Annotated in this window: 22 protein-coding genes and 1 pseudogene; 10 read left to right on the forward strand and 13 right to left on the reverse strand. The window is 60.6% G+C overall.

What is annotated here, in order from left to right; translation table 11 throughout:
• From EOC94_RS34175 to EOC94_RS24900, 7 genes and pseudogenes are all read right to left on the reverse strand, one after another.
• A pseudogene (locus tag EOC94_RS34175) lies at window positions 1-354 on the reverse strand (hypothetical protein); the annotation flags it as partial.
• Window positions 314-793, reverse strand: coding sequence for a nuclear transport factor 2 family protein (locus EOC94_RS24875; RefSeq protein WP_126106248.1), 480 nt, complete (start codon window positions 791-793; stop codon window positions 314-316). The pseudogene EOC94_RS34175 and the gene EOC94_RS24875, both read right to left, overlap by 41 nt.
• Before the next feature lie 30 nt (window positions 794-823).
• Window positions 824-2,053 carry a PQQ-dependent sugar dehydrogenase gene (locus tag EOC94_RS24880; RefSeq protein WP_127294094.1) on the reverse strand — a complete coding sequence of 410 codons (1,230 nt, stop codon included), beginning with the start codon at window positions 2,051-2,053 and terminating at the stop codon, window positions 824-826.
• Window positions 2,054-2,100: 47 nt separating this feature from the next.
• Window positions 2,101-2,535: a DoxX family protein gene (locus tag EOC94_RS24885; RefSeq protein WP_127294096.1), complete on the reverse strand. Its 435-nt coding sequence runs from the start codon at window positions 2,533-2,535 to the stop codon at window positions 2,101-2,103.
• A 68-nt stretch (window positions 2,536-2,603) separates the two neighbouring features.
• Entirely contained in the window at window positions 2,604-4,718 is a 2,115-nt protein-coding gene (locus tag EOC94_RS24890) for a xanthine dehydrogenase family protein molybdopterin-binding subunit (protein WP_127294098.1), read from the reverse strand.
• A complete protein-coding gene (locus EOC94_RS24895; protein WP_127294100.1) occupies window positions 4,718-5,734 on the reverse strand; it encodes a xanthine dehydrogenase family protein subunit M in 1,017 nt (338 codons plus the stop codon). Before EOC94_RS24895 ends, EOC94_RS24890 begins: the two co-directional genes overlap by 1 nt.
• A 3-nt stretch (window positions 5,735-5,737) precedes the next feature.
• Window positions 5,738-6,358, reverse strand: coding sequence for a (2Fe-2S)-binding protein (locus EOC94_RS24900; RefSeq protein ID WP_126106244.1), 621 nt, complete (start codon window positions 6,356-6,358; stop codon window positions 5,738-5,740).
• 214 nt (window positions 6,359-6,572) lie between these two features.
• Between EOC94_RS24900 and EOC94_RS24905 the strand changes: the two genes are divergently transcribed.
• Complete coding sequence (locus EOC94_RS24905) at window positions 6,573-7,145, forward strand: TetR/AcrR family transcriptional regulator (protein ID WP_126106243.1); 573 nt, start codon at window positions 6,573-6,575, stop codon at window positions 7,143-7,145.
• A 146-nt stretch (window positions 7,146-7,291) separates the two neighbouring features.
• Here EOC94_RS24905 and EOC94_RS24910 read toward each other — a convergent pair whose 3' ends face one another.
• Window positions 7,292-8,737, reverse strand: coding sequence for an MFS transporter (locus tag EOC94_RS24910; protein WP_126106242.1), 1,446 nt, complete (start codon window positions 8,735-8,737; stop codon window positions 7,292-7,294).
• A 141-nt stretch (window positions 8,738-8,878) separates the two neighbouring features.
• On the opposite strand from EOC94_RS24910, the gene EOC94_RS24915 reads away from it, so the two are divergent.
• The gene (locus EOC94_RS24915) at window positions 8,879-9,787 is read left to right on the forward strand and encodes a LysR family transcriptional regulator (protein ID WP_127294102.1); all 909 of its coding nucleotides are present in this window, start codon (window positions 8,879-8,881) and stop codon (window positions 9,785-9,787) included.
• Between the two features lie 27 nt (window positions 9,788-9,814).
• Here the strand turns inward: EOC94_RS24915 and EOC94_RS24920 are convergent, their stop codons facing one another.
• The gene (locus tag EOC94_RS24920) at window positions 9,815-10,339 is read right to left on the reverse strand and encodes a hypothetical protein (RefSeq protein WP_126106240.1); all 525 of its coding nucleotides are present in this window, start codon (window positions 10,337-10,339) and stop codon (window positions 9,815-9,817) included.
• Window positions 10,340-10,797: 458 nt separating this feature from the next.
• On the opposite strand from EOC94_RS24920, the gene coxB reads away from it, so the two are divergent.
• The 6 genes from coxB to EOC94_RS24950 all read left to right on the forward strand — a co-directional run bounded on the left by coxB (window position 10,798) and on the right by EOC94_RS24950 (window position 16,008).
• Complete coding sequence (coxB, locus tag EOC94_RS24925; protein ID WP_095485445.1) at window positions 10,798-11,613, forward strand: cytochrome c oxidase subunit II; 816 nt, start codon at window positions 10,798-10,800, stop codon at window positions 11,611-11,613.
• Between the two features lie 87 nt (window positions 11,614-11,700).
• Window positions 11,701-13,470 carry a cytochrome c oxidase subunit I gene (ctaD, locus tag EOC94_RS24930; protein WP_127294104.1) on the forward strand — a complete coding sequence of 590 codons (1,770 nt, stop codon included), beginning with the start codon at window positions 11,701-11,703 and terminating at the stop codon, window positions 13,468-13,470.
• On the forward strand, window positions 13,467-14,171 hold the full coding sequence (locus tag EOC94_RS24935; protein ID WP_127294106.1) for a cytochrome c oxidase subunit 3: 705 nt from the start codon (window positions 13,467-13,469) through the stop codon (window positions 14,169-14,171). Before ctaD ends, EOC94_RS24935 begins: the two co-directional genes overlap by 4 nt.
• Window positions 14,172-14,184: 13 nt before the next feature.
• A complete protein-coding gene (locus EOC94_RS24940) occupies window positions 14,185-14,907 on the forward strand; it encodes a heme-copper oxidase subunit III family protein (protein ID WP_126106237.1) in 723 nt (240 codons plus the stop codon).
• Between the two features lie 31 nt (window positions 14,908-14,938).
• Window positions 14,939-15,343 (forward strand): cytochrome C oxidase subunit IV family protein, encoded by a 405-nt coding sequence (locus EOC94_RS24945; RefSeq protein WP_095485449.1) that lies wholly within the window; start codon window positions 14,939-14,941, stop codon window positions 15,341-15,343.
• A 191-nt stretch (window positions 15,344-15,534) separates the two neighbouring features.
• Window positions 15,535-16,008: an aminoacyl-tRNA deacylase gene (locus EOC94_RS24950; RefSeq protein WP_095485450.1), complete on the forward strand. Its 474-nt coding sequence runs from the start codon at window positions 15,535-15,537 to the stop codon at window positions 16,006-16,008.
• Between the two features lie 44 nt (window positions 16,009-16,052).
• On the opposite strand, the gene EOC94_RS24955 is transcribed toward EOC94_RS24950, so the two are convergent.
• The 3 genes from EOC94_RS24955 to EOC94_RS24965 all read right to left on the reverse strand — a co-directional run bounded on the left by EOC94_RS24955 (window position 16,053) and on the right by EOC94_RS24965 (window position 18,742).
• Window positions 16,053-16,871, reverse strand: coding sequence for a DUF2189 domain-containing protein (locus tag EOC94_RS24955; protein ID WP_095485451.1), 819 nt, complete (start codon window positions 16,869-16,871; stop codon window positions 16,053-16,055).
• A 407-nt stretch (window positions 16,872-17,278) separates the two neighbouring features.
• Entirely contained in the window at window positions 17,279-18,226 is a 948-nt protein-coding gene (locus tag EOC94_RS24960) for a heme o synthase (RefSeq protein WP_126106235.1), read from the reverse strand.
• A gap of 135 nt (window positions 18,227-18,361) precedes the next feature.
• Entirely contained in the window at window positions 18,362-18,742 is a 381-nt protein-coding gene (locus tag EOC94_RS24965; RefSeq protein ID WP_095485453.1) for a cytochrome c family protein, read from the reverse strand.
• Window positions 18,743-19,025: 283 nt separating this feature from the next.
• Here EOC94_RS24965 and EOC94_RS24970 point away from each other — a divergent pair, with 283 nt between their 5' ends.
• A complete protein-coding gene (locus tag EOC94_RS24970) occupies window positions 19,026-19,913 on the forward strand; it encodes an alpha/beta hydrolase (protein ID WP_127294108.1) in 888 nt (295 codons plus the stop codon).
• 23 nt (window positions 19,914-19,936) lie between these two features.
• Window positions 19,937-20,263, forward strand: coding sequence for a hypothetical protein (locus tag EOC94_RS24975; protein WP_095485455.1), 327 nt, complete (start codon window positions 19,937-19,939; stop codon window positions 20,261-20,263).
• Between the two features lie 93 nt (window positions 20,264-20,356).
• Here the strand turns inward: EOC94_RS24975 and tig are convergent, their stop codons facing one another.
• Window positions 20,357-21,829, reverse strand: coding sequence for a trigger factor (tig, locus tag EOC94_RS24980; protein WP_127294224.1), 1,473 nt, complete (start codon window positions 21,827-21,829; stop codon window positions 20,357-20,359).
• Between the last annotated feature and the right edge of the window lie 77 nt (window positions 21,830-21,906).

Raw genomic sequence — 21,906 nt, forward strand, 5'->3', positions numbered from 1 at the left:
GTTCATGATCACATCATCATCGGCAAGAAGGGTCATGCCAGCATGAAGGGCCTGCTGCTGATCTGACACCCGATTTGAAATATGCATCGGCTTCTCGTCGGAAGCGTCCGGCGCTGGCTTCACCATGTTCGCGCCTGCCATGATGGCGAACCAGCGGAAGAGCTCGCCAGCCCGCGACTCGACAGCTCGACCTAGGCGGCGCCCGATAACCTCGGCAATCCGCTTGAAGAGAACGCTTCCATCAGAAACCGACCGCCGACGCGCCATAGCTGCACGCTTCCCGCCAGCCATCTTGAATCGGAAGACATTTCGATCAATCGGCCCTGCCGATTTCGGTCGCTTGATGCGCCACATTCCTCCATTGCCCATTTTCATGAACGTATACGCGAAGGTGCCGGGCTCTCTTCACTACGGAAGATCCCCCGCTTGTTCTGTACGCATTGTGATAACGTCCAACGACAACGGCGACATTGCAGTAGATCATCGCTTTGTTTTCGTCGATGACGAAGGTGGAAAACAGCGCGCGTTCACCCCTACGGCCTGCGATGAATTGCGATTTGTTGCGAGCGCCACCAGAGCTTTCGACATGAGAATAGTCGTCGGCAGTGATCTCTTCCAGAAACCCCACGTCGTTGCGAAGCAATGCGTCGATGCGCATGGAATCTAGCTCGAGGACTTCCTTCTTGGCTACCTCGCTGTTCACGCATTGCTGACTCACTGGCTGGGCGACCGCGAGCGATATTGGCAGGCAGAGCGAAGCGATGGCCGCTAAGGCACGAAGGTTCCGGGCCAATTGACATCTCCCTCTTATGTTTGGCGAGGTTCATGGGACTGTTGCGGGAACTCCACCCCGGCCACCGGCAGCCGATGCGCGTGAGCATTCGGGCGCGGCCAGGCTCCCGAGCGGGACCGAAAGAACCTGCCCATCGGGGTCGCCACGTCGCCCGTTCGTCAGGAACCACAGGTTGCCGTCGTTTCCCTCGAGTACATGACGAACACGCCCAAACTCGCCGGCGTAGTGTGCCGTTGCTTCGGGATTGCCCGCGGCGTCGATTGTCACCGACCACAGCCGCTGCCCTGTCAGACCTGCAACGAAGAAGGTGCCGTCAACGTAGGCAAGCCCGCTTGGACCCATTTCCTGCGTATGCCACTGCATGACAGGGTCTATGTAAGCGGGGTTGCCTCCCCTGCCTTCGATGACCGGCCACCCGTAATTTCCCCCCGGCTCAACGCGGTTGAGTTCGTCCCATCCATCATCCCCAAAATCGGTCGCCCACAGCTGTCCCCTGTCATCCCACGCCAGTCCTTGAGAATTGCGGTGTCCAAGGGAGTAGACGAGAGAGCCTCTCACAGGGTTATCCGTTGGGACGCCGCCGGTAGGCGTCATGCGGAGGATCTTGCCAGCAAGTGAGTTTGGATCCTGCGAGAGGTTGGGATTTCTCGTCTCGCCCACCGTTGCATAGAGCATCCCGTCAGGACCAAACTCGATGCGCCCGCCGTTGTGACCGCGCCCTCCTGGCAATCCGTCAAGGACGGGTTGCACTTCACCGAGCGCGCCTTCGCTGTACGCCATCCGCACGATGCGATTGCCCGAAATCGTGCTGTGGTAAGCGTAGAGCCAGACGTTCGCGCTCTCTGTGAGCACCGCAAGTCCAAGCATCCCGCCATCGCCTCGGGCTACGACGTCGGGCACGGTGCCGACTGATCGTAGCGTTTCGCCAGGCCGAAACGCCACGATCTCCCCAGTACCACGCTGACTGACGAGCACCTCGCTGCCGACGCGCACGGCGGACCAGGGTATATTGAGCCCCGAAGCAATCTCGACGGGGGTGGCCGCGGGCATTACGCACGATGTCGGCGAGCCCACTGAGCGAGACGACTGGGCGTGAACACCGGAGGAGATCAGCAGCGATATGGAGCCGAGCATGGTGAATGCGAGAGCGATCATCGAGGCCCGAACCACTGCGATTTCTACACCGCGCCCGTCCGTTCCCGGCACCTCATCGAGCATGTGGCCAGCACTGGCTCTTCGATCGAAATCTCGACTCTCCATAGACGCTCTCCATTGAATGGCTGTAGGCCGACCGCGCGCCAATCACATCACGTCGCCGTCTCCAGGCGGGACGAAGTTGTTCCAGCCTTGCGCTCCCGGAGCGCATCCAAGCTCCAGACACCCGGCCCGGCGGCGGAAATGTAGAGAAACAGGAAGCAATACAGCATCGCTGCTTCGCCGTGGTTGAGTACCGGGAAGAAACCATTCGAACTGTGCACGATGAAGTATGCGAAGGCCATGGATCCTGAAAGCAGGAAGGCAACCGGGCGGGCGAAGAGGCCAAATACCAATAGAAGGCCGCCAACCACTTCGAGAACTCCGGCCGTGAGCAGCAACGGGTTGAGAGGATATTCAAAGGGTGCAGGCCAGCTGAAAAGCTTCATGGTGCCATGGGTGAAGAATGATCCTGCTGCAAAAATGCGCAAGACACTCAGAATATGAGGTGCAAAGTTTCGGATATAGGGTATCTGCAGAGCGGGCATATTTGCCTCCAAGGTAACTAGACGGATTGCGAGTTGGGTTAAAGCAAGTGCTCAACGGCTCTCCTTCGTCAGAGCACGTCGTCTATGCGTATCGGCAGTTTTCGTATGCGTTTGCCTGTTGCGTGATAGATGGCATTAGCGATTGCAGGCGCTGTTCCGAGCATCACCAACTCGCCCATTCCTTTCACACCGACCGAGTTGATCCTAGGATCAGGCTTATCTATCAGCCCGACATCCACCTCACCGATATCGGCGTTCACCGCCATCACGTAGTCGGCGAGATCGTCATTGAGGTAACCGGCAAAGCGCGGATCGACTTCCGACTCTTCCCGAAGCGCTGTGCTGAACCCCCAGACGACACCGCCGTACATCTGGCCCTTCGCGGTCCTCGGGCTTACGACCCGCCCCACGTCCGCGATGCTGACCGCGCGCGGCATGCGGATCCGCCGGGTCGTCGCGTCGATGTGAATCTCCACGAACTGCGCGATATAGCTCATGGACGTGAAGCCGGGGTAATCGGGCCCTGCGCCTGCACGGCCGCCGGTGCGGTAGGCCTCGATGGCCGACGCGTCTTGACCTGGCGCCAGCTCTGAAACCTTGACCTCGATATAGGGGCGCTTCAGGCGCGCGAGCTGTTGGTGCAAATTGCCGGCTGGCGGATTGGCCCCGGCAAGTTCGGCAAACCTGGCGCGTAGAGCCTCCACCGCCTTTGCGGCCGTCGGGACACAGCTGGCCGTCCCGCGCTCGCCGACCGTGGCGAGTTGTGGGCCCAACGTAGTGTCGCCGAGCAGGACCTCCAGACGATCGGGGTTGATGTCGAGCCCCTGGATGATGACGTTAGCGATCGCAGTCAGTATTCCTTGGCCCATCTCGTGTCCGGAGTTGATCATGCGTGTTGTGCCATCGGCCCTGACCCTGAGTGTTGCCTCGCTCGCAGACATCGACGCACCGAAGACGCCGCACGCCACTCCAAGGCCGACCAACGTCCCGTCGGCCAGTCGCATAGAGCCTGGTTCAGGAAGACGCCTGCTCCAGCCGAAGCGGCTGGCCCCCTCTCTCAGGCAGTCGTTCAGAAAATGCGGCGATAGAGGTTGGCCAGCGATGATGTCGTTCTTAGCCTCGTGTTCAAGACGAAGCTCAACGGGGTCCTTGCCAAGCTTGTAGGCCATTTCATCGATCACGCTTTCCAATGCAAAGCCGGCCGGAAAGGGATGCGTGCCCCTTGTGTGACGCGGCATCTGACGATCGATGTGGATGTCGCCTGCAGTCGCCCGAAAGTTCTCGATCGCATACAAGCGGGCGATATCTTCGTGGTAGCCGGTCGAGCGAAAGCCGCCATCCGGAATGTTTTCTTGCACCACGTCGTAAATGATGGCCTGCAGACGTCCTTCCGCGTTGGCAGCAAGACGGATGCTGTGGACACTGCGCGGCCGATAGTTGGCTATATGAAAGAGTTGCCCGCGAGGCGTCACCAGCTTTACCGGGCGCCGTATCAACCGTGCCGCGTGTGCGACCAGGAACGTCTGTATTTTTGGAGGAGATTTTTGCCCGAACCCACCACCGACTTGTTCTGATTTCACTGCGATCTGATCGGGTGAAAGCTCAAATGCTTTCATTAGCGCCGCCTTGACGGCGTCAAGATTTTGACATCCCTCGTATACCGTCAGTCGTCCATCAGTCCATTCCGCAACGGTGCCAAACAACTCCATGGCATTGTGATGTTGGGTTGGCGTCTCGAAGATGCCCTCGACGATTGTCGCTGCGTTTTGGAATGCCCGATCGACGTCGCCTGCGTTGAATCCCTCGGCATCTAGGCGTTGCGCACCAGGGCTTGTCATCAACGGAATATAGGGCGCCGTCTCGTAAACCGCCGTCACCGCTTCGGCGCCTTCGATCGCCGCTTCGACGGTCTCGGCAACTACCAGCGCAATGGGCTGGCCCCGATACGATATCTCTGCACGAAGTGCCGGGAAATCTCCTATGCCCAGCACTTGGACAACACCGGGCGTTTCCATGGCAGGCGCTACATCGAGGGCACTTACCTTGCCTTTCGCAATAGTCGCAGGCACCAGCATGGCATATAGCATTCCGGGCTTCTTAACGTCGGCACCGTACTGCGCCCGGCCGAGAACTTTGTCTCTGGCATCGACACGTGCAATTTCCGAGAAGGCTTGCGTAGGCATTACGCCCTCCTTTCAGCGGCGATGATCAGCGCATCGGCGATAACCCTCGCGCCGAGTTCGATCTTGAATGCATTGTGCTGACCGCCGCGGGCGTCGGCGAAAGCCGCCCTTCCGGCCCGAAGGGCAAGTTCCGGTGTGAGTGGTGAACCAGTAACAATTGCTTCGGCGGCGCGGGATCGCCAAGGTGTGGTCGCGACACCGCCGAGCGCAATGCGGGCGGTGCGGACGGTGGCGCCATCCATCTCGAGTGCCACCGCAGCGGAGGCCAATGCGAAGGCATAACTCTCGCGGTCGCGGATTTTATGATAGGTCGATGCACGGCCGGCAGGCGTTTTCCGGACGGTGATCGCCGTCACCAGTTCGCCCGGATGAAGATTGAACTCGCGGTGGGGCGTATCGCCTGGGAGACGGTAGAATTCAGCAATCGGAAGGCTACGCGGACCCTCAGGCCCGAGCATCTCGATCGTCGCGTCCATCGCCATCAGCGCGACTGGCCAGTCGCCAGGCGCCACCGCGGTGCAAGCCTCACTTGTGCCAAGAACGGCATGAGTGCGATCGAGCCCGCCGATGGCCGAGCAACCGGAGCCAGGCTCGCGCTTGTTGCAAGGATAAACGCCAACCATCGAGGTCGATCCCGCACCGTTGCGAAAGTACATGCAGCGGGTGCGTTGCAGAAGGTTGCCGCCCACCGTGGCCATGTTCCGCAACTGCTGCGACGCTGCCTTGAGCAGACTTTCAGAAAGCACCGGATATTGGTCGCGCACGACCGGCGTGTAAGCGACATTGGCCATTAGAGCGCGGCCACCGAAGCGCAGAACGTCGCCGTTTGTTTCAATCGCGTCCATCCCGTCGATTCGGCTGACGTCGATCAGGTGGGCCGGGCGCTCTATCCCGAGCTTCATCAGGTCATAAAGGTTGGTGCCGCCGGCGATATATCGCGCCGATCCTTGGGCCTCGGCAAAACTTGCCACGGCAGCTTCGGCAGAGGGAGCAATAGTGTAGCTCAATGCCCTCATCTTTCAGTCCTCCATGACCTTGGCTGCTTGCTGGATGGCCGCGAGAATCCCGACATAGGCGCCGCATCGACAGATGTTCCCACTCATGAACTCGCGGATTGCATCTGGACTGGTCGCATGCCCTCCAGTCACGCAGGCGACCGCGGACATGATCTGTCCCGGCGTGCAATACCCACATTGAAGCGCATCATTGTCTATGAAGGCCTGCTGCATTGGGTGAAGGTCCGCGCCTTCAGCGAGGCCCTCGATCGTGGTGACCTGCCGTCCATCGATCTTGGCCGCCAGCGTGAGACAGGACGAGACAGGCCGGCCATCCAGATGAACCGTGCAAGCCCCACACTGTCCGTGATCGCAGCCCTTCTTGGTCCCGGTCAGCTCTCGCCGCTCACGCAGCAAATCGAGGAGAGAAGCGCGGGAATCGATCTCAAGAATCACCGGTCGGCCGTTCACGTTCGCCGAGACTTGAACCGTTTGGCCGGTTTCGGCACGCGCGAACTGCTGTTGTGCTTGGGCTCGTTGCTCGAGTGGCAAGATGCTCGCAGCGGCAGCCCCAGCTCCGCTAGCGAGCACAACGCGACGCGTGACGCCGCAGGTTTGTGTAGTCTCGGACCGTTCGTCTTCCATTATCGGGCATCCCTCTTCGCGCTTCCAAGTTGGAGCCGTGATTGTGCTTGCGAACTTTGCGCCGAAGGTCGGACCATTGTGCGTGTTCGCCGCCGCATTGACCGAGCGTACGAGCCCTAGCACTCGTGCCACATTGGCAGGCTCTGACAATCTTTAGCATCATTGTCAGAGCCTGACAATTGTCGTATGTTCACAAAACTGAGAAGGGTTTGGAATGGTCAAGAGGGCAGAAAATGCGCGCGAGCGGTTCGAGGCCGCCGCATACAGTCTTTTCAGGCAGCAGGGCTACGCTGCAACGACTGTTCCAGAGATTGCTGCGGAAGCCGGGCTAACGGAGCGGACGTTCTACCGCTACTTCACCGACAAGCGAGAAGTCATGTTCTGGCGAGCCGGTGATCACCAGGTCACGATAGCAAACGAAATAGCGAGAGCCCGCGCCGGCGTGCATCCACTGACAATGGTGGCTCGCGCCTTTGAATCGGTCGCTCCCTTCATCGACGGCCACCGCGCTATCGTAAAGCTGCGCCAGCGTCTGATATTCACGCATGGCGACCTGCAGGAGCGGGAACTGATGAAGCTGCATAAGCTCGCTTCCGCAATCGATCTGGCTCTACAGCAGCGGGGTATCCGGCCCTCGTTTTCGCGCGCCGTAGCAGAGATAGGCGCGGCCATCTGGAAAGTTGCGCTGGAGAACTGGCACGCCGACGAAACAGAGAAGCCCTTTTCAAGTCACGTGCAGGCGGCTCTTACCGAGTTTCAGGCAGGCCTGCACCAAGTCGCAGGCTAGGACGCAGATTTGCCGGACGATCCAAGCGGCTTTGACGAGTGAGAACAATTGTAATGACGGGAAGGGCCTGCTGCTGATCTGACGCCCGATCTGAACATGCACCGGCATCTCGTCGAAAGCATCCGGGTTGCGTTCGGACTACGGTGTCATGACACGCCAGACATCGAAGGGCGTGCCGCGAGAGCACGGCTTCCAACCGCGATGGCGAGCGCGACGACGATCAGAATCGTCGCGACCGCGAACGTGATCCGCATACCGGCGGCAACGGCCTCTGGGCGCGCCGTCGTGATGTCGGTCGTCGCTGACGCAACCGCGAACACGGCGCCCATGACGGATGCGCCAGTAATGAGCCCGAGGTTGCGCGACAAATTGAGCAATCCGGAAATGACGCCCCGCTGGTCCGGGCGGATATCCGACATGACGGCGGTGTTGTTGGCCGTTTGGAACAGCGCATAGCCTGATGTGATGATTGCAATCGGGGCGATGTAGCCAGGGAGCGTTGCCGGCATCATGGACAGAATGAAGCAACCGGCCGCTATCGCGATGAGCCCAATGATGGTCATGCGCGCAGCGCCAAAACGGTCCGCTATACGGCCAGCTGGCACACCGGTCAGCGCGGCGACAAGCGGACCGACCGACATGACGATCCCAACAAGAGCCGCGTCGAGCCTGAGCGCACGAGACAGATAGAACGGCCCGACCACCAGCGTCGCCATCATCACCGTCGCAACGAGCGCACTCATGGTGAGGCTGGCACTCAGCGTCGCATTGCGGAACGCCGCCAATCGGATCAAAGGCGACGCCACTCTTGCCTCCACAAGCACAAAGAAGCCGGCTCCGAAAACGGCTGCCACCAATAGGGCCATGTTGAGCGGACCAAAACTGCCACGCCCGACCGTCATCGCGAGCGCATAGGCGCCAAGCGCTAGGGCAAGCAGCAGCGTGCCCACAACGTCGAAGCCGGTCCGATCAGTCTTCGGCCCCCGGCGATCAGCCGGCAGATAGCGATAGGCGAGAACAAAAGCCAGCAAACCCAGCGGCACGTTGACCAGGAAGATCGCCCGCCAACCAGCTCCGGCAATCAGAAGACCGCCGAGCGACGGACCGAGAGCGGTGCCGATCGCCGACATCGTTCCGAGCAGCCCCATGGCGCTGCCGGTCTTGGCCTTCGGAACCGTCTCACCGACAAAAGCCATGGTCAGGGTCATCATGATGGCCGCCCCTACTCCCTGCGCCGCCCGGGCGGCAATCAGCAGCCAGAGCGTCGGCGCGACGCCACACAGGACCGAGGCCACGGTGAACAGGAAGAGCCCAGCCAGCAGCAGCCGCCGACCGCCGATGAGGTCGCCGAGCCGTCCGACGCTGACGATCATGGTGGTGATGGCGAGGAGATAAGCCAGCACGATCCACTGGACTTGCTGGAACGAAGCGTTGAACGCCTGCGCCAAGGTCGGCAAGGCAACGTTGGCGATGCTGATGCCGAATGAGGACAGCAACATGGACAGCGAGAGGCTGGCGAGCGCCCACCGAACCGAAGGTCCCCGTTCCGTATCTCCGGCGACTGCTCGTCCTGCATCGATTGGCTTCAACATGAGCTCCGTTTTCTGGCGACTCCCGAAACGGAGCTGGCAGACACGTAGTCCTTTGCTAGACATGGCGGAAGATGCATCATTCGCACTTAATCATTGCGTTTCACGCTATGTTATATCGTGCCGGGCTGCTACGATCCGTTGATGTCGCATCCCGATCTCAATCTGCTTGTCACCCTTGATGTGCTGCTGACGGAAGGCAGCGTTGCGCGCGCCGCCAAGAGGTTGCGGCTGAGTCCGTCGGCGATGAGCCGGGCGCTGGCGCGATTGCGTGAGACGACCGGCGATCCGCTGTTGGTCAGGGCTGGACGCGGCCTCGTTCCCACGCCCCGGGCCATCGAGCTCCGCGAGCGCGTCGGTCAGCTTGTGCAGGACGCCGAATCCGTTCTGCGTCCTGTTGAGACGCTCGACCTGAAACGGCTCGTGCGAACCTTCACGCTTAGAAACAGGGATGGCTTTGTCGAGAATTTCGGACCGGATCTCATTGCGCGCGTAGGCGAACAAGCACCGGGCGTGCGGCTGCGTTTTGTGCTGAAGCCGGACAAGGACAGCACACCGCTGCGCGACGGCAGCCTGGATCTTGAAACGGGCGTCATCGGAAAGGCCACGGGACCGGAGGTGCGCGCGCAAGCGTTGTTCCGTGACCGTTTCGTCGGTGTCGTGCGGATGGGGCATCCATTGTGCGAGATCCCGATCACCCCTGCCCGCTATGCAGCCGGCCGGCACATCCTCATCTCCCGTCGCGGGCTCGACAGGGGACCGATCGACGATGCCCTTGAGCCGCTAGGGTTGAAACGGGAGATCGTTACGGTCGTCGGCGGCTTTTCGGAAGCTCTGGCCCTGGCGCGTGCCTCGGACCTGATCGCCAGCGTTCCCGAACGCTATTCGGGAAACCTGCGCGACGGGATGTTCTGTTTTCCTCTGCCGGTTCCCTTGCCGGAAATCGGGGTTTCACTTTTGTGGCACCCGCGGCTCGATGCCGATCCGGCGCACCGCTGGCTGCGCGGGTGCGTTCGAGACGTTTGTGCCGGAATAACTCACTGGATTTCTTAGCGGTCAAGGCGAGCGCCGCTGATCCGATCACGGCAACTCGGTGTTGCAGGTGCCGGCGATCTGGCCGACGGCCTCGCTGAACCCGGCAAGGTCGAAATCGGCCTCGCCTCGCCCCGACAGCAGCCCGAACCGCCAGGAAAGCAGGAGCCGGTCTGCGGAAACCAAACGCCTGATACCGTCGGCACCATCCCGAACCAGCGTCCGGCCCCGCGGGCCGACCGACCAGCTTTCGTTGACCTTGCTGGCCTTGTCGACGGTCACCGACACGGTGATGGTCCGGCTGGCGGAGACGGCGTCGTTCAACTGCAACCATTCGCTCCAGCGCGGCTCACCATTCGCCCGGCAGGCAATGGTCAGGACCGGGCTGTAGCTCAAGGCGCCGCCGCCGGTGATGAGCTTGTTGGTGGCATGCAGCGAGGCCGTGACCAGGCCACCGCTGCCGGTGTCGAATCGCCAATTGTCAAGAGCGCTGTCGGCTTGGGCGCTGCCGCAGGCCGAGGCGAGGAGGAACGCCGTGGCGACCGCGCCTCCAATACCGACTAATAGCTTCAACGATCCCTCCAACGACCCTGCACTTTGCAACACGGTGCAGATAATGATCAAAATCTCGTATCGCTAGCCGTCAACCGCTACTTGGGCACGAATCTGTCGCTACCGCATCCGCCCGAAAATCGGAATCGATTCTCGGACAGCAGGATGCGTAGAAAATAAGAGTTCAGAGTGTACTTTGTGCGTCCAAGTGGCCACACGTCGCTCTAAGGTCACAACGAAAACGGCCGCATTGAGGGCGGCCTTTCATAATTCGGCAGAATGCCGTGTTATTCGGCGCCCGTTGGCAGGTTTTTTCTTCGCCGCAGCCCTCTTCTTCTTAGGTTTATCCACATCATCGCCATTGCGTTTTCGGCTGACCGGATGACCGCACTAGAATTTCGACCGGAAATCGAGCTATGATGCACTTGGCATTTCCTGGGACGGCTTCGCGCCCTTGGAATGCCGGGAGGAAACGGGATATGGCCATCGCGCTTGTACTCGTTTTGGTAGTTGTGGGCTCAGTGTTGTTCCACTTCCTGAGCCCATGGTGGTGGACGCCGATTGCCTCGAACTGGGACTATATCGACAACACCATCATCATCACCTTTTGGATCACCGGCGTCGTCTTCGCCGCCGTCGTCCTATTCATGGCCTATTGCGTCTTCCGCTTCCGTCATCGGGAAGGCAATCAGGCGGCATACAAACCCGAGGACAAGCGGCTCGAATGGTGGCTGACGATCGTCACCGCAATCGGGGTCACGGCCATGCTGGTTCCGGGCCTGTTCGTCTGGAACCAGTTCGTCAACGTCCCAAGCGACGCAACCGAGGTCGAAGTCGTCGGCCAGCAATGGCAATGGAGTTTTCGCCTGCCCGGCAAGGACGGCAAGCTCGGCACATCCGACACCCGCAACGTCAGCGCTGAAAATCCGCTGGGCGTCATCGCCAGCGACCCCAATGGCCAAGACGATGTCGTGGTCGAAGCTGCCGATCTGCATCTGCCGGTTGGCAAGCCGGTCAAGATGCTGCTTCGCTCGATCGACGTGCTCCACGATTTCTATGTCCCGGAATTCCGCGCCAAGATGGACATGATCCCGGGCTCGGTCACCTATTTCTGGTTCACCCCGACCAAGACCGGAACCTTCCAGGTCCTGTGCGCCGAACTTTGCGGCCAGGGGCATCCTTTGATGCATGGTGTGGTCATGGTCGACACGCAGGAAGATTATACGGCGTGGCTCGGCGAACAGCAGACTTTTGCGCAATTGTCAGCCCCCCAGCAGGTGGGCTCGGCAGAGTAGACGCCGGGAAGACGGCGACGTGGGTTTAAATTGCGGCGGGGCTCGAAACTGTCGAGCCTGGCCGAAAAAGGGCACGGAGGTGTTCCTATGGTCGATATCACACCTGCAGATGCGGTACCGCCGGCCGAAGTCGCGGAAATGGAACTCTACCATCCGCACAGCTGGTGGACGAAATACGTTTTCTCGCAGGACGCCAAGGTCATCGCCATCCAGTATTCGGCGACGGCGACGGCAATCGGCCTGGTGGCGCTGGTGCTGTCCTGGCTGATGCGGCTGCAGCTCGGCTTCCCCGGCACGTTCGACTTCATCACCCCGGAAGCCTACTACCAGTTCATCACCATGCACGGCATGATCATGGTGATCTACCTGCTCACGGCCCTCTTCCTGGGCGGCTTCGGCAACTATCTGATCCCACTGATGGTCGGCGCGCGCGACATGGTCTTTCCCTATGTCAACATGCTGAGCTACTGGATCTACCTGCTCGCCGTGCTGGTTTTGGTGTCGAGCTTCTTTGCGCCCGGCGGACCGACGGGTGCCGGCTGGACGCTCTACCCGCCGCAGGCGATCATGACCGGCACACCAGGCGGCCAGGACTGGGGCATCATGCTGATGCTCATCTCGCTGATCCTGTTCATCATCGGCTTCACGATGGGCGGCTTGAACTATGTCGTGACGGTGCTGCAGGGCCGCACGCGCGGCATGACGCTGATGCGCCTGCCGCTGACTGTCTGGGGCATCTTCACCGCGACCGTCATGGCGCTGCTCGCCTTCCCGGCGCTGTTTGTCGCCTGCGTGATGATGTTGTTCGACCGCGCGCTCGGCACCAGCTTCTTCATGCCGGCGATCGTCGAGATGGGCGAGCAATTGCAGCACGGCGGCGGCAGCCCGATCCTGTTCCAGCATCTGTTCTGGTTCTTCGGCCACCCCGAGGTCTACATCGTGGCGCTGCCGGCCTTCGGCATCGTGTCCGACCTGATCAGCACTCATGCGCGCAAGAACATCTTCGGCTACCGGATGATGGTCTGGGCCATCGTCGGCATCGGCGCGCTGAGCTTCGTGGTCTGGGCGCATCACATGTATGTCAGCGGCATGCATCCCTATTTCGGCTTCTTCTTCGCCACCACGACGTTGATCATTGCCGTCCCGACCGCGATCAAGGTCTACAATTGGGTGCTAACGCTGTGGCGCGGCGACATCCACCTCACCATACCGATGCTTTTTGCCCTGGCCTTCATCGTCACCTTCGTCAATGGCGGACTGACCGGATTGTTTCTCGGCAATGTCGTCGTCGATGTTCCGCTGTCGGATACAATGTTTGTCGTTGCCCATTTCCACATGGTCATGGGCGTCGCCCCGATTCTCGTGATCTTCGGGGCGATTTATCACTGGTACCCGAAGGTCACTGGCCGGATGCTGAACGAGGCAATGGGCCAGTTCCATTTCTGGGTCACCTTCCTCGGCGCCTACCTGATTTTCTTTCCCATGCACTACATCGGCCTGATGGGCGTGCCACGCCGCTACAACGAGCTGACCGACATGACGGTGATGACGGAATCGGCCCACCACCTGAACTCGTTCATCAGCATCATGGCGTTCATGGTCGGCTTCGCCCAGATGGTGTTCCTGTTCAATCTGATCTGGAGCATCCGCCATGGCCGGGAGGCCGGCGGCAATCCATGGCGCGCCACGACGCTCGAATGGCAGACGCCGCAAACACCGCCCGCCCATGGCAATTTCGGCAAGGAGCTGCCGATCGTCTATCGCTGGGCCTATGACTACAGCGTGCCGGGCGCCAAGGAGGATTTTATACCGCAAAACATGCCGGGCTCCTTCGGATCCTCAAGAGAGCCGGCATGAGCGTCATTCTGGTCTTCCTCCTCGTGATCGTCGGCTTTGCCGGATGGTGGCTTTCCCACCAGCGGCTGATGGCCAAGCCATGGCTCGAGCAAGGCGTGATCGGGGATATTATCGGCCCGGAAGGATCGGCGCTGCCGACCGCCAAGATCGGCCTCGGCGTCTTCCTCGCCGTCGTCGGCTGCCTGTTTGCGCTTTTCACCAGCGCCTATTTCATGCGCATGGCGCTGTCGGACTGGCAGGCGCTGCCGCTACCGCGCGTGCTCTGGTTCAACACCGGCGTGCTGGTCCTGAGCAGCATCGCGCTGCAATGCGCCTCGGTCGCCGCGCGCCGGGGCCAAATCGACACGGTCAGGCTCGGCCTCGTCACGGCTGGGCTCACCGCGCTTGCCTTCCTGATCGGACAGCTTGTGGCATGGCGGGAACTGACCGCCGACGGCTACTTGCTGACCGCCAATCCGGCCAACAGTTTTTTCTACCTGATAACCGGGATGCATGGCCTGCACATACTGGGAGGGCTGGTCGCCTTGAGCAGAACAACTGCCGGCGCCTGGAACGGAGCCCGGCCGGAGCGGCTTCGCCTCAGCGTCGAACTATGCGCCATGTACTGGCATTTCCTGCTTTTCGTCTGGCTCGCCATCTTCGCGCTTCTGGCCGGCTGGGCCGCGACCTTTATCGAGATTTGCCGACAGTTGCTGACCTAGGAGGGCCGGGCGGATGGCAGAGACGACAGTGACGCATATCGGCCAAACACAGCCGCGGCCGGCGGGCTTGCAAGGCGTCGCCGCCGACTGGTCGTCGGATCAGCGCGCGTTCAAGAACGTGTCCTGGGGCAAGGCCATGATGTGGATCTTCCTACTTAGCGACACCTTCGTCTTCGGCTGCTTCCTGCTCTCCTACATGACCGCGCGCATGTCTACCCGGGTGCCGTGGCCCAATCCGAGCGAGGTTTTTGCCCTTCATATTGGCGGCTCGAATGTTCCGCTGATCCTTATCGCCATCATGACCTTCGTGCTGATCTCGAGCAGCGGAACGATGGCGATGGCGGTGAATTTCGGCTATCGCCGCGACCGCCGCAAAACCGCGATCCTCATGCTTCTGACCGCAGCACTCGGCGCGACCTTCGTCGGCATGCAGGCTTTCGAATGGACCAAGCTGATCAGCGAAGGGGTACGGCCCTGGGGCAACCCGTGGGGGGCGGCGCAGTTCGGGTCATCCTTCTTCATGATCACCGGCTTCCACGGCACCCATGTGACGTTCGGGGTGATCTTCCTGATCATCGTGGCGCGAAAGGTCTGGCGCGGAGATTACGACACGGGACGGCCCGGGTTCTTCACCAGCCGCAGGGGCAGCTATGAGAACGTCGAGATCATGGGGCTCTACTGGCATTTCGTCGACCTGGTCTGGGTGTTCATTTTCGCATTCTTCTATCTTTGGTGAGAGGCAGACATGGCTTTGGTGAGAGGCAGATATGGCTGAAGCAACCGCAAACGGCCTGGGGCAACACACGCTGCACGGAGCTCAAGCGCATGATCCGGCAGCGACTGGCATCGCCCCGGCGGAGGTTCACCAGGAGCACCCGATCAAGCTCTATCTGGTGGTCTGGGCATGGCTGTTCATCCTCAGCGCCTGCTCCTATCTGGTCGATTATGTCGGCCTCCAGGGCTATCTCAGATGGTCGCTGATCCTGATCTTCATGATGCTCAAGGCCGGGCTGATCGTCGCCGTCTTTATGCACATGGCCTGGGAACGGCTGGCGCTGACATATGCGATCATATTGCCGCCGATACTGGTGCTGGTGTTCGTGGCAATGATGGTCTTCGAATCGGATTACACGCTTCTCACCCGGATGGTGTTTTTTGGGGCCGAGCCCTGACGCGCAATCCGGGCACAGGGTTTGTCGACGGCGTCTCCCCTCAGGAGCTGGAAGCGCTATTTGCGGTCCGCTCCCCTTTGCCTTGAAACAATCGACAGCTGGCCCATTTTCGTTGGTACGGGAAACGACAGAAGCAGAATGATTGCGCTCGTTTCCACATGCGTCGCGAACTCCAGCAAGGGAGGCTCAGGATGACGATCGCAAACAGACTGAAGGACTTTATCGACGGGAAAGGAATTTCCTATGAAACCGTCGAGCACCACCGCACGTCGACAAGCAGGCAGTCGGCAATAGCGGCGCATGTGCCCGGCAGCATAATGGCCAAATCGGTGGTCGTTCACCACGACGGCGGCTATGCGCTGGCCGTGGTCCCCAGCACCCACAGGATCGAGCTCGGCACGTTGCAGGACGTCATGGACCAGCGTATCGGCCTGGCCTCCGAAGACGAGGTGGTTTCGCTCTTCGAGGATTGCGACACCGGCGCCGTCCCGCCGATCGGCGGGGCCTACGATGTGCCGGTGATTCTCGATGAAAGCCTCGGCAAGGCCGACGACATCTATTTCGAGGGCGGCGACCACAGGACGCTGGTGCATGTCAGCGGCAAGGATTTCCGCAACCTGACCAGCGACGCTCGCCAGGCCCGCTTTAGCTACCCGGCTTACTGAAAGCTCTGGCCTGCCGTGCCGGCCGGCACGGCAGGCCAGGATTTTCAGCTCGCCGGCTTGGTGGAAGCCGGCGATTCCACAACTTTGCGATAGACGTGCCAGGTGGCGTGACCGAGGATCGGCAGCACGACCGCCAGCCCGGCGAACACCGGCAGCGAGCCTATGATCAAGGCGACGGCGACAATCAGTCCCCAGACAGCCATTACGATCGGGTTCGCCAGGACCACGCGCACCGAAGTGTGAATGGCTTCATAGGCACCGACGTCGCGGTCGAGCAACAACGGGAACGCGACGACTGTGGTGCACAACACGACCGCGGCGAAGACGAAACCGATAGCGTGCCCAAGGATAACCAGCGTCCAGCCACGTCCGGTGGCGAATATTTCACTGATGAAGCCGGACAGCGATTCCGGCGGGGCCGGGCCGAAGAGGGTCTGGTAAAATGCCTGGGCGGTCAAAAGCCAGGCGATGAAGATCGCAAGCAGCATGATGCCGACCGCTGCGATGGCCGGCAGCGCCGGAGAATTCCTGACCTCGAAAGCGTGGCTCCAGGAGGCGTCCAGCCCGGCCTCGCGTCGCCGGCTGATCTCATAGAGGCCGAGCGCCGCGAATGGACCGATCAGCGCAAAACCTGACACCAGCGGAAACAACAGCGGCAGCGCATTGTTGCCCGATGTCCAGACAGCGAGCACGACGCCGACCAGCGGATAGATCAGGCAGAGGAAAACGATATGCGACGGTTTGACCATGAAATCGTCGACGCCACGCCTGAGCGCGTCGAAAAGGTCGGAAACGCCAATCTTTCGAATTCTGGTGTGTTCCAGCGTCTCGCTGGCGCCTGCAATCACATGAAAACTTGCCATGACCATTCCTCCAGACCAGGTCCGGTAAGGTCGCGGTTCACGGTGCCGTCGTTCAGCGTGACTGGCCACGCAAAACCGCGACCTGCACCATGATCAACATACTCTCTTGCATGGGGTTTGTCGCCCTTTGTCAGAACAGCGCGGCTCCAGTGATCAGGCTAGCTCTAACGGCCTTTCTCCGATATTCTCCAAAGTGGGTTGCAGGGTGAAGGTCATGGATGGAAAGACCGTTCTCATACTCGGCCTTGGCATAGTTATTCTGCTGTTGCTGGGATTCTGTGCAGTTCCAACGTGAGGTTCGAGCAGGTTCAGGCACACCTCGTTCGGCAATCGCCGACTGACTGTCTCAATCTGGCAAGCAATCCGAGAACATCAGGATTCACTTGAGCCACGAGACAGGCATACCGTCAATTTCCGGCTGATATGACGGCACGCAATACGATGGTGTCGGCAAGCAGCACGGCAAAGATCGCGAAAAGATAGAAAATCGAATAGGCAAACAGCGCCTTTGCGCGTTTCATCTCCCACCCTTCAACCCGCCTTTTGTCGACCAGCAGCTTCCACGCATGCCAGATGAAGCCTGCGCCCAATGCGGCCGAAACAATCCCGTAGAATCCGCTCGCGAATCCAAGAGCCCAAGGCAGCACGCCGATTGGTGCCAGGATCAGCGAATAGCCGAAGATCTGTTTTCTGGTCGAAGCCTGGCCGGCCACGTTCGGCATCATGGGGATGCCGGCCGCTGCATAGTCGCCGATCTTGAACAGCGCGAGCGCCCAGAAATGCGGCGGCGTCCAGAGGAAAATGATCAGAAACAGGATGAGGCTTTCAATCCCGACCGCGCCAGTGGCCGCCGCCCACCCGATGACAGGAGGAAGAGCACCCGCGGCGCCGCCTATGACGATATTCTGCGGCGTCGAGCGTTTCAGCCACATCGTATAGACGACGACGTAGAAGAAAATGGTGAAGGCCAGCAGCGCCGCGGCAAGCCATCCCACCAGCACGCCGAGCGTAATGACCGAAAGTACGGAAAGCACCAGACCGAAGCCGAGAGCTTCGCCTGGCGTGACCCGGCCTGATGGGATCGGCCGTTTTGACGTGCGCGACATCAACGCATCAATATCGGCATCGTACCACATGTTGAGAGCCCCGGCCGCTCCTGCCCCAACCGCAATTGCACCGATTGCAATGACGGCAATGACCGGATTCATCACCCCGGGCGCCACCATCAGACCAACGAAAGCGGTAAAAACAGCAAGCGCCATGACGCGTGGTTTCAGAAGCGCGAAGAAATCACTGACCGTCGCTTCAGAGATCTGGATACCGGTATCCTCGAGGCCGCTTTCCCGAGCCGACATTTCAGGCGACCACCGATGGAGGCAGGCAATCTGGCCGGCGCATCGGCCGGCGGAAGAGCCAGGTTACTTCCTGGCGGAAGAACCGGGTTACTTCCTGGCGGAAGAACCGGGTTACTTCCTGGCGGAAGAACCGGGTCATTTGGAAAATTGCTTCAGATAGGCGATGACGTTGGCAAGATCCTCGTCCTTCTTGAGGCCGGGAAACGCCATCTTCCCGCCTTTGATCATGGCTTTGGGATCGCGAAGATAATTCGTCAGCGTGGCTTCATCCCATTTGACGCCGGATTTGCCGGCCTCGGTCATGGCTTTGGAATATTTGAACCCCGGATGCGTGCCGGCCGTTCGGCCGATGACGCCACTCAATGACGGACCGACCTTGTTCTGGTCCTTGTCCACGACGTGACAGACCTTGCACTTGGTGAAGACCTTCTCGCCCGCGGCGGCATCTTGTGCCTGGGATTGGTTCGTGATGAACGTCGCAGCGGACACGGCGGCGAAAAACGCGATTGCGCGCATGGCATTTCCTCCCCGATCGCCAAATCTGCCTTGGACGATCTGCGCGTGCCGACACGGCATGCGCCCCTTTGCACGACAGAGCGGAATATCCGCTTCTGGCGTATGGAATTGCGGCATCTACATACCACAGAATCTGGCTGGCAGATAGAAGAAGCCGACCAGCAAGATTGCCGCCGAAGCAATGAGGCAACTCGATCGGCGCACAGCCGGAACGCATCCCGGCCAAAGGCGTTAGACCAGCTACGGTTCTGCGTCAGCAAGATCAAAGATCAGAGAAGCGTCCATGAACGACAGCAGCGTCCTGGAGGTGCGCCACGGCACCCTCACGATCGACGGCGAGACGGTCTTCTACAGAGAGGCAGGCCCTGAAGCCGCGCCGGTGTTGTTGCTTCCGCACGGCTATCCCTGCTCATCCTTCCAGTATCGCCGGCTGATGCCGGCGCTCGCCGATCGGTGGCGGACTGTCGCGCCGGACTTCCCCGGCTTTGGCTACAGTGGGACCCCAGATCCGGCACGGTTCGGCTATGATTTCGACGCCTACGCGACTTTTCTGGAGCGGTTCACCGACGCGCTTGGGCTCGGCAGCTACGCGCTGTGGCTGCACGACTACGGCTCGCAGATCGGCCTGCGCCACGCAATAGCGCATCCATCCCGGATCAGGGCCCTCATCATCCAGAACGGCGACATCTACGCGGATGCCCTTGGCCCCAAATACGAAACGATCCAGCGCTTTTGGCGGGATCCTTCACCAGAGAACCGCGCGCCGCTGGAAGAAGCGGTGAGCGAGGACGGCTTTCGCGCCGAGTTCGTCGGCGAAGTCGATGACGACGTCGCCCGACGTGTCCCGCCCGATCTGTGGAAATTGCATTGGCCGCTGATGGATACGCCGGTGCGCCGTGCGCTTTCGGTCGGACTGATGGAGAAGCTCAAGGCTAACCTCGACTGGTTCCCTCGTTACCAGGAATACCTGCGCGAACAGCGGCCGCCGGCAATGATCCTTTGGGGGCCGAAGGACGAATACATGCCCGAGCCGGCGGCGCGCGCCTATCTGCGCGATCTCCCCGAGGCCGAACTGCATTTGCTGAACGACGCCGGGCATTGGCTGCTGGAAACCCATTTCGAGGCCGCCCTGCCCTTGGTGCGAGGGTTTCTCGGCGAGGTCCTGCATTAATCGCCCGCACAGAGGAGCACTTCATGAACGACAACGCCACAATTGCCCGGATCTGGCGGGGAAGGACGCGCCGCGATCTGGCAGACGCCTACGAGCCATATCTGCGCCGCGAAGGCATTCCGCCGCTTCAGGAGAAGGCGCTTGGCGTGCAGTTGTTTCGCGAAGATCGCGAAGAAGAAACGGAGTTCGTGACGATCTCATACTGGCCAGACGTCGACGCCATGGCGAGCTTCACCGGCGGCGACCCGCGCAAGATCCATCACCTGCCGCGCGACGAAGAGTTTCTCGTTGAACTGCCCGAACGGGTGACCGTGATGCGGATCCTCGTCACTCAATTGCCTCGCGATTAGGGCGGTGGCGGTGACGGTTGCGGCCTTGCGGCATCGACAGCAACGAAAAAGGCCGCCTCGAGGGCGGCCTTTCACCATCCGCAGAACGCGGTGTTATTCGGCGTCCTTGGCAGCCTTTTTCTTCGGCGCGGCCTTTTTCTTCGGCTCTTCCGCATCGTCGGCCTGCTTGGCTTCGGCCTTCTTCGCAGCGGCTTTCTTCGCCGGCTTCGCCTTGGCCGTCTCGGTGTCCTCGTCGTCGGCCATCAGCTCTTCCTTGCTGACCTTTACGTCGGTGACAGAGATCTGGCCGAGCAGATGGTCGACCACCTTCTCCTCGAACATAGGCGCGCGCAGCGTGTTCAACGCTTCGGGATTGCTGCGGTAGAATTCGAAAGCTTCCTGCTGCTGGTTGGCCGGATAGCGGCGCACCTGCTCGAACAGGCCGCGCTGCAATTCGTCGTCCGACACGGTGACGCCGGCCTTCTCGCCGATTTCGGCGAGAACCAGGCCGAGACGCACACGGCGCTCGGCAAGCCGCATATATTCGGTGCGCGCCTCTTCTTCCGTGGTCTCCTCGTCGGCGAAGGTGCGGCCGGCGGTTTCCAGATCGCGGTTGACCTGGTTCCAGATGTTGTTGAACTCGGCCTCGACGAGCTTCGACGGCGCCTCGAACGAGTAGGCGGCATCGAGCTGGTCGAGCAGCTGGCGCTTGATCTTCTGGCGCGTCATCGAGCCGAACTGGTTCTCGATCTGGGTGCGCACCACTTCACGCAGGCGCTCCAGCGACTCCAGGCCGAGATTCTTGGCCGTTTCGTCGTTGATCTCCAACGCACCGGGCTTGGACACTTCCTTGACGGTGACGTCGAAGGTCGCTTCCTTGCCGGCGAGATGCGCCGCCTGGTAGTTTTCCGGGAACGTGACCGTGACCTGCGTCTCGTCGCCGGCCTTGCTGCCGATGAGCTGATCCTCGAAGCCGGGAATGAATTCTTTGGAGCCGAGCACCAGCGGCTGGTCCGTGCCGGCGCCGCCGCTGAAGGCTTCGCCGTCGATCTTGCCGACATAGTCGATCGTCACGCGGTCGCCTTCGGCGGCCTTGCCGGTCTTCGGCTCATAGCTGCGCGCCGACTCGGCGACACGCTGGACCTGCTCGTCGATCTCGGTGTCGGGCACGTCGAATACCTGACGCGTCACCTTGATGTCGGAGAAATCCTTGATCTCGATCGGCGGAATGATCTCGTAATTCAGCCGGAACTCGAAGTCGGCGCCGCCGGCCAGGATCTTCTCGGCCTCCTTCTCGTCCTCGGTCATGATCACTTCGGGCTGCATGGCGGCCTTTTCGCCGCGCCCGGTAATGACCGAACGGGTCGAATCGTTGAGGATCTCGTTGACCACTTCGGCCATGAACGACTTGCCGTAGACCTTGCGCAAGTGCTGCACCGGCACCTTGCCGGGACGGAAGCCGTTGATGCGGACCTTGTTCCTGGCATCGGAAAGCCGCGCCATTAGCTTGGCTTCCATGTCACCGGCCGGCACGGTGATCTTGATCTCGCGCTTGAGACCGGAGTTGAGCGTTTCGGTGACCTGCATCATAGAACCTTTGTTTTCACCAATGAGGCCGCCAAACGGCTCCTGCCGTTTACAACCTGCCGGTATGATCTTGCCGA

The organism is Mesorhizobium sp. M6A.T.Ce.TU.016.01.1.1, from assembly GCF_003997065.1.
Lineage (GTDB): Bacteria > Pseudomonadota > Alphaproteobacteria > Rhizobiales > Rhizobiaceae > Mesorhizobium > Mesorhizobium mediterraneum.

Excerpts from the sequence above, each read along its gene's own strand:
- EOC94_RS24890 (WP_127294098.1), bottom strand. The coding sequence starts at position 4,718 with ATGCCTACGCAAGCCTTCTCGGAAATTGCACGTGTCGATGCCAGAGAC.
- EOC94_RS24970 (WP_127294108.1), top strand. The coding sequence starts at position 19,026 with ATGAACGACAGCAGCGTCCTGGAGGTGCGCCACGGCACCCTCACGATC.
- EOC94_RS24915 (WP_127294102.1), top strand. The coding sequence starts at position 8,879 with ATGTCGCATCCCGATCTCAATCTGCTTGTCACCCTTGATGTGCTGCTG.
- EOC94_RS24975 (WP_095485455.1), top strand. The coding sequence starts at position 19,937 with ATGAACGACAACGCCACAATTGCCCGGATCTGGCGGGGAAGGACGCGC.
- EOC94_RS24940 (WP_126106237.1), top strand. The coding sequence starts at position 14,185 with ATGGCAGAGACGACAGTGACGCATATCGGCCAAACACAGCCGCGGCCG.
- coxB (WP_095485445.1), top strand. The coding sequence starts at position 10,798 with ATGGCCATCGCGCTTGTACTCGTTTTGGTAGTTGTGGGCTCAGTGTTG.
- EOC94_RS24880 (WP_127294094.1), bottom strand. The coding sequence starts at position 2,053 with ATGGAGAGTCGAGATTTCGATCGAAGAGCCAGTGCTGGCCACATGCTC.
- EOC94_RS24900 (WP_126106244.1), bottom strand. The coding sequence starts at position 6,358 with ATGGAAGACGAACGGTCCGAGACTACACAAACCTGCGGCGTCACGCGT.
- EOC94_RS24895 (WP_127294100.1), bottom strand. The coding sequence starts at position 5,734 with ATGAGGGCATTGAGCTACACTATTGCTCCCTCTGCCGAAGCTGCCGTG.
- EOC94_RS24960 (WP_126106235.1), bottom strand. The coding sequence starts at position 18,226 with ATGTCGGCTCGGGAAAGCGGCCTCGAGGATACCGGTATCCAGATCTCT.
- EOC94_RS24950 (WP_095485450.1), top strand. The coding sequence starts at position 15,535 with ATGACGATCGCAAACAGACTGAAGGACTTTATCGACGGGAAAGGAATT.
- EOC94_RS24955 (WP_095485451.1), bottom strand. The coding sequence starts at position 16,871 with ATGGCAAGTTTTCATGTGATTGCAGGCGCCAGCGAGACGCTGGAACAC.
- EOC94_RS24945 (WP_095485449.1), top strand. The coding sequence starts at position 14,939 with ATGGCTGAAGCAACCGCAAACGGCCTGGGGCAACACACGCTGCACGGA.
- EOC94_RS24885 (WP_127294096.1), bottom strand. The coding sequence starts at position 2,535 with ATGCCCGCTCTGCAGATACCCTATATCCGAAACTTTGCACCTCATATT.
- EOC94_RS24965 (WP_095485453.1), bottom strand. The coding sequence starts at position 18,742 with ATGCGCGCAATCGCGTTTTTCGCCGCCGTGTCCGCTGCGACGTTCATC.
- EOC94_RS24935 (WP_127294106.1), top strand. The coding sequence starts at position 13,467 with ATGAGCGTCATTCTGGTCTTCCTCCTCGTGATCGTCGGCTTTGCCGGA.
- EOC94_RS24905 (WP_126106243.1), top strand. The coding sequence starts at position 6,573 with ATGGTCAAGAGGGCAGAAAATGCGCGCGAGCGGTTCGAGGCCGCCGCA.
- ctaD (WP_127294104.1), top strand. The coding sequence starts at position 11,701 with ATGGTCGATATCACACCTGCAGATGCGGTACCGCCGGCCGAAGTCGCG.
- EOC94_RS24910 (WP_126106242.1), bottom strand. The coding sequence starts at position 8,737 with ATGTTGAAGCCAATCGATGCAGGACGAGCAGTCGCCGGAGATACGGAA.
- tig (WP_127294224.1), bottom strand. The coding sequence starts at position 21,829 with ATGCAGGTCACCGAAACGCTCAACTCCGGTCTCAAGCGCGAGATCAAG.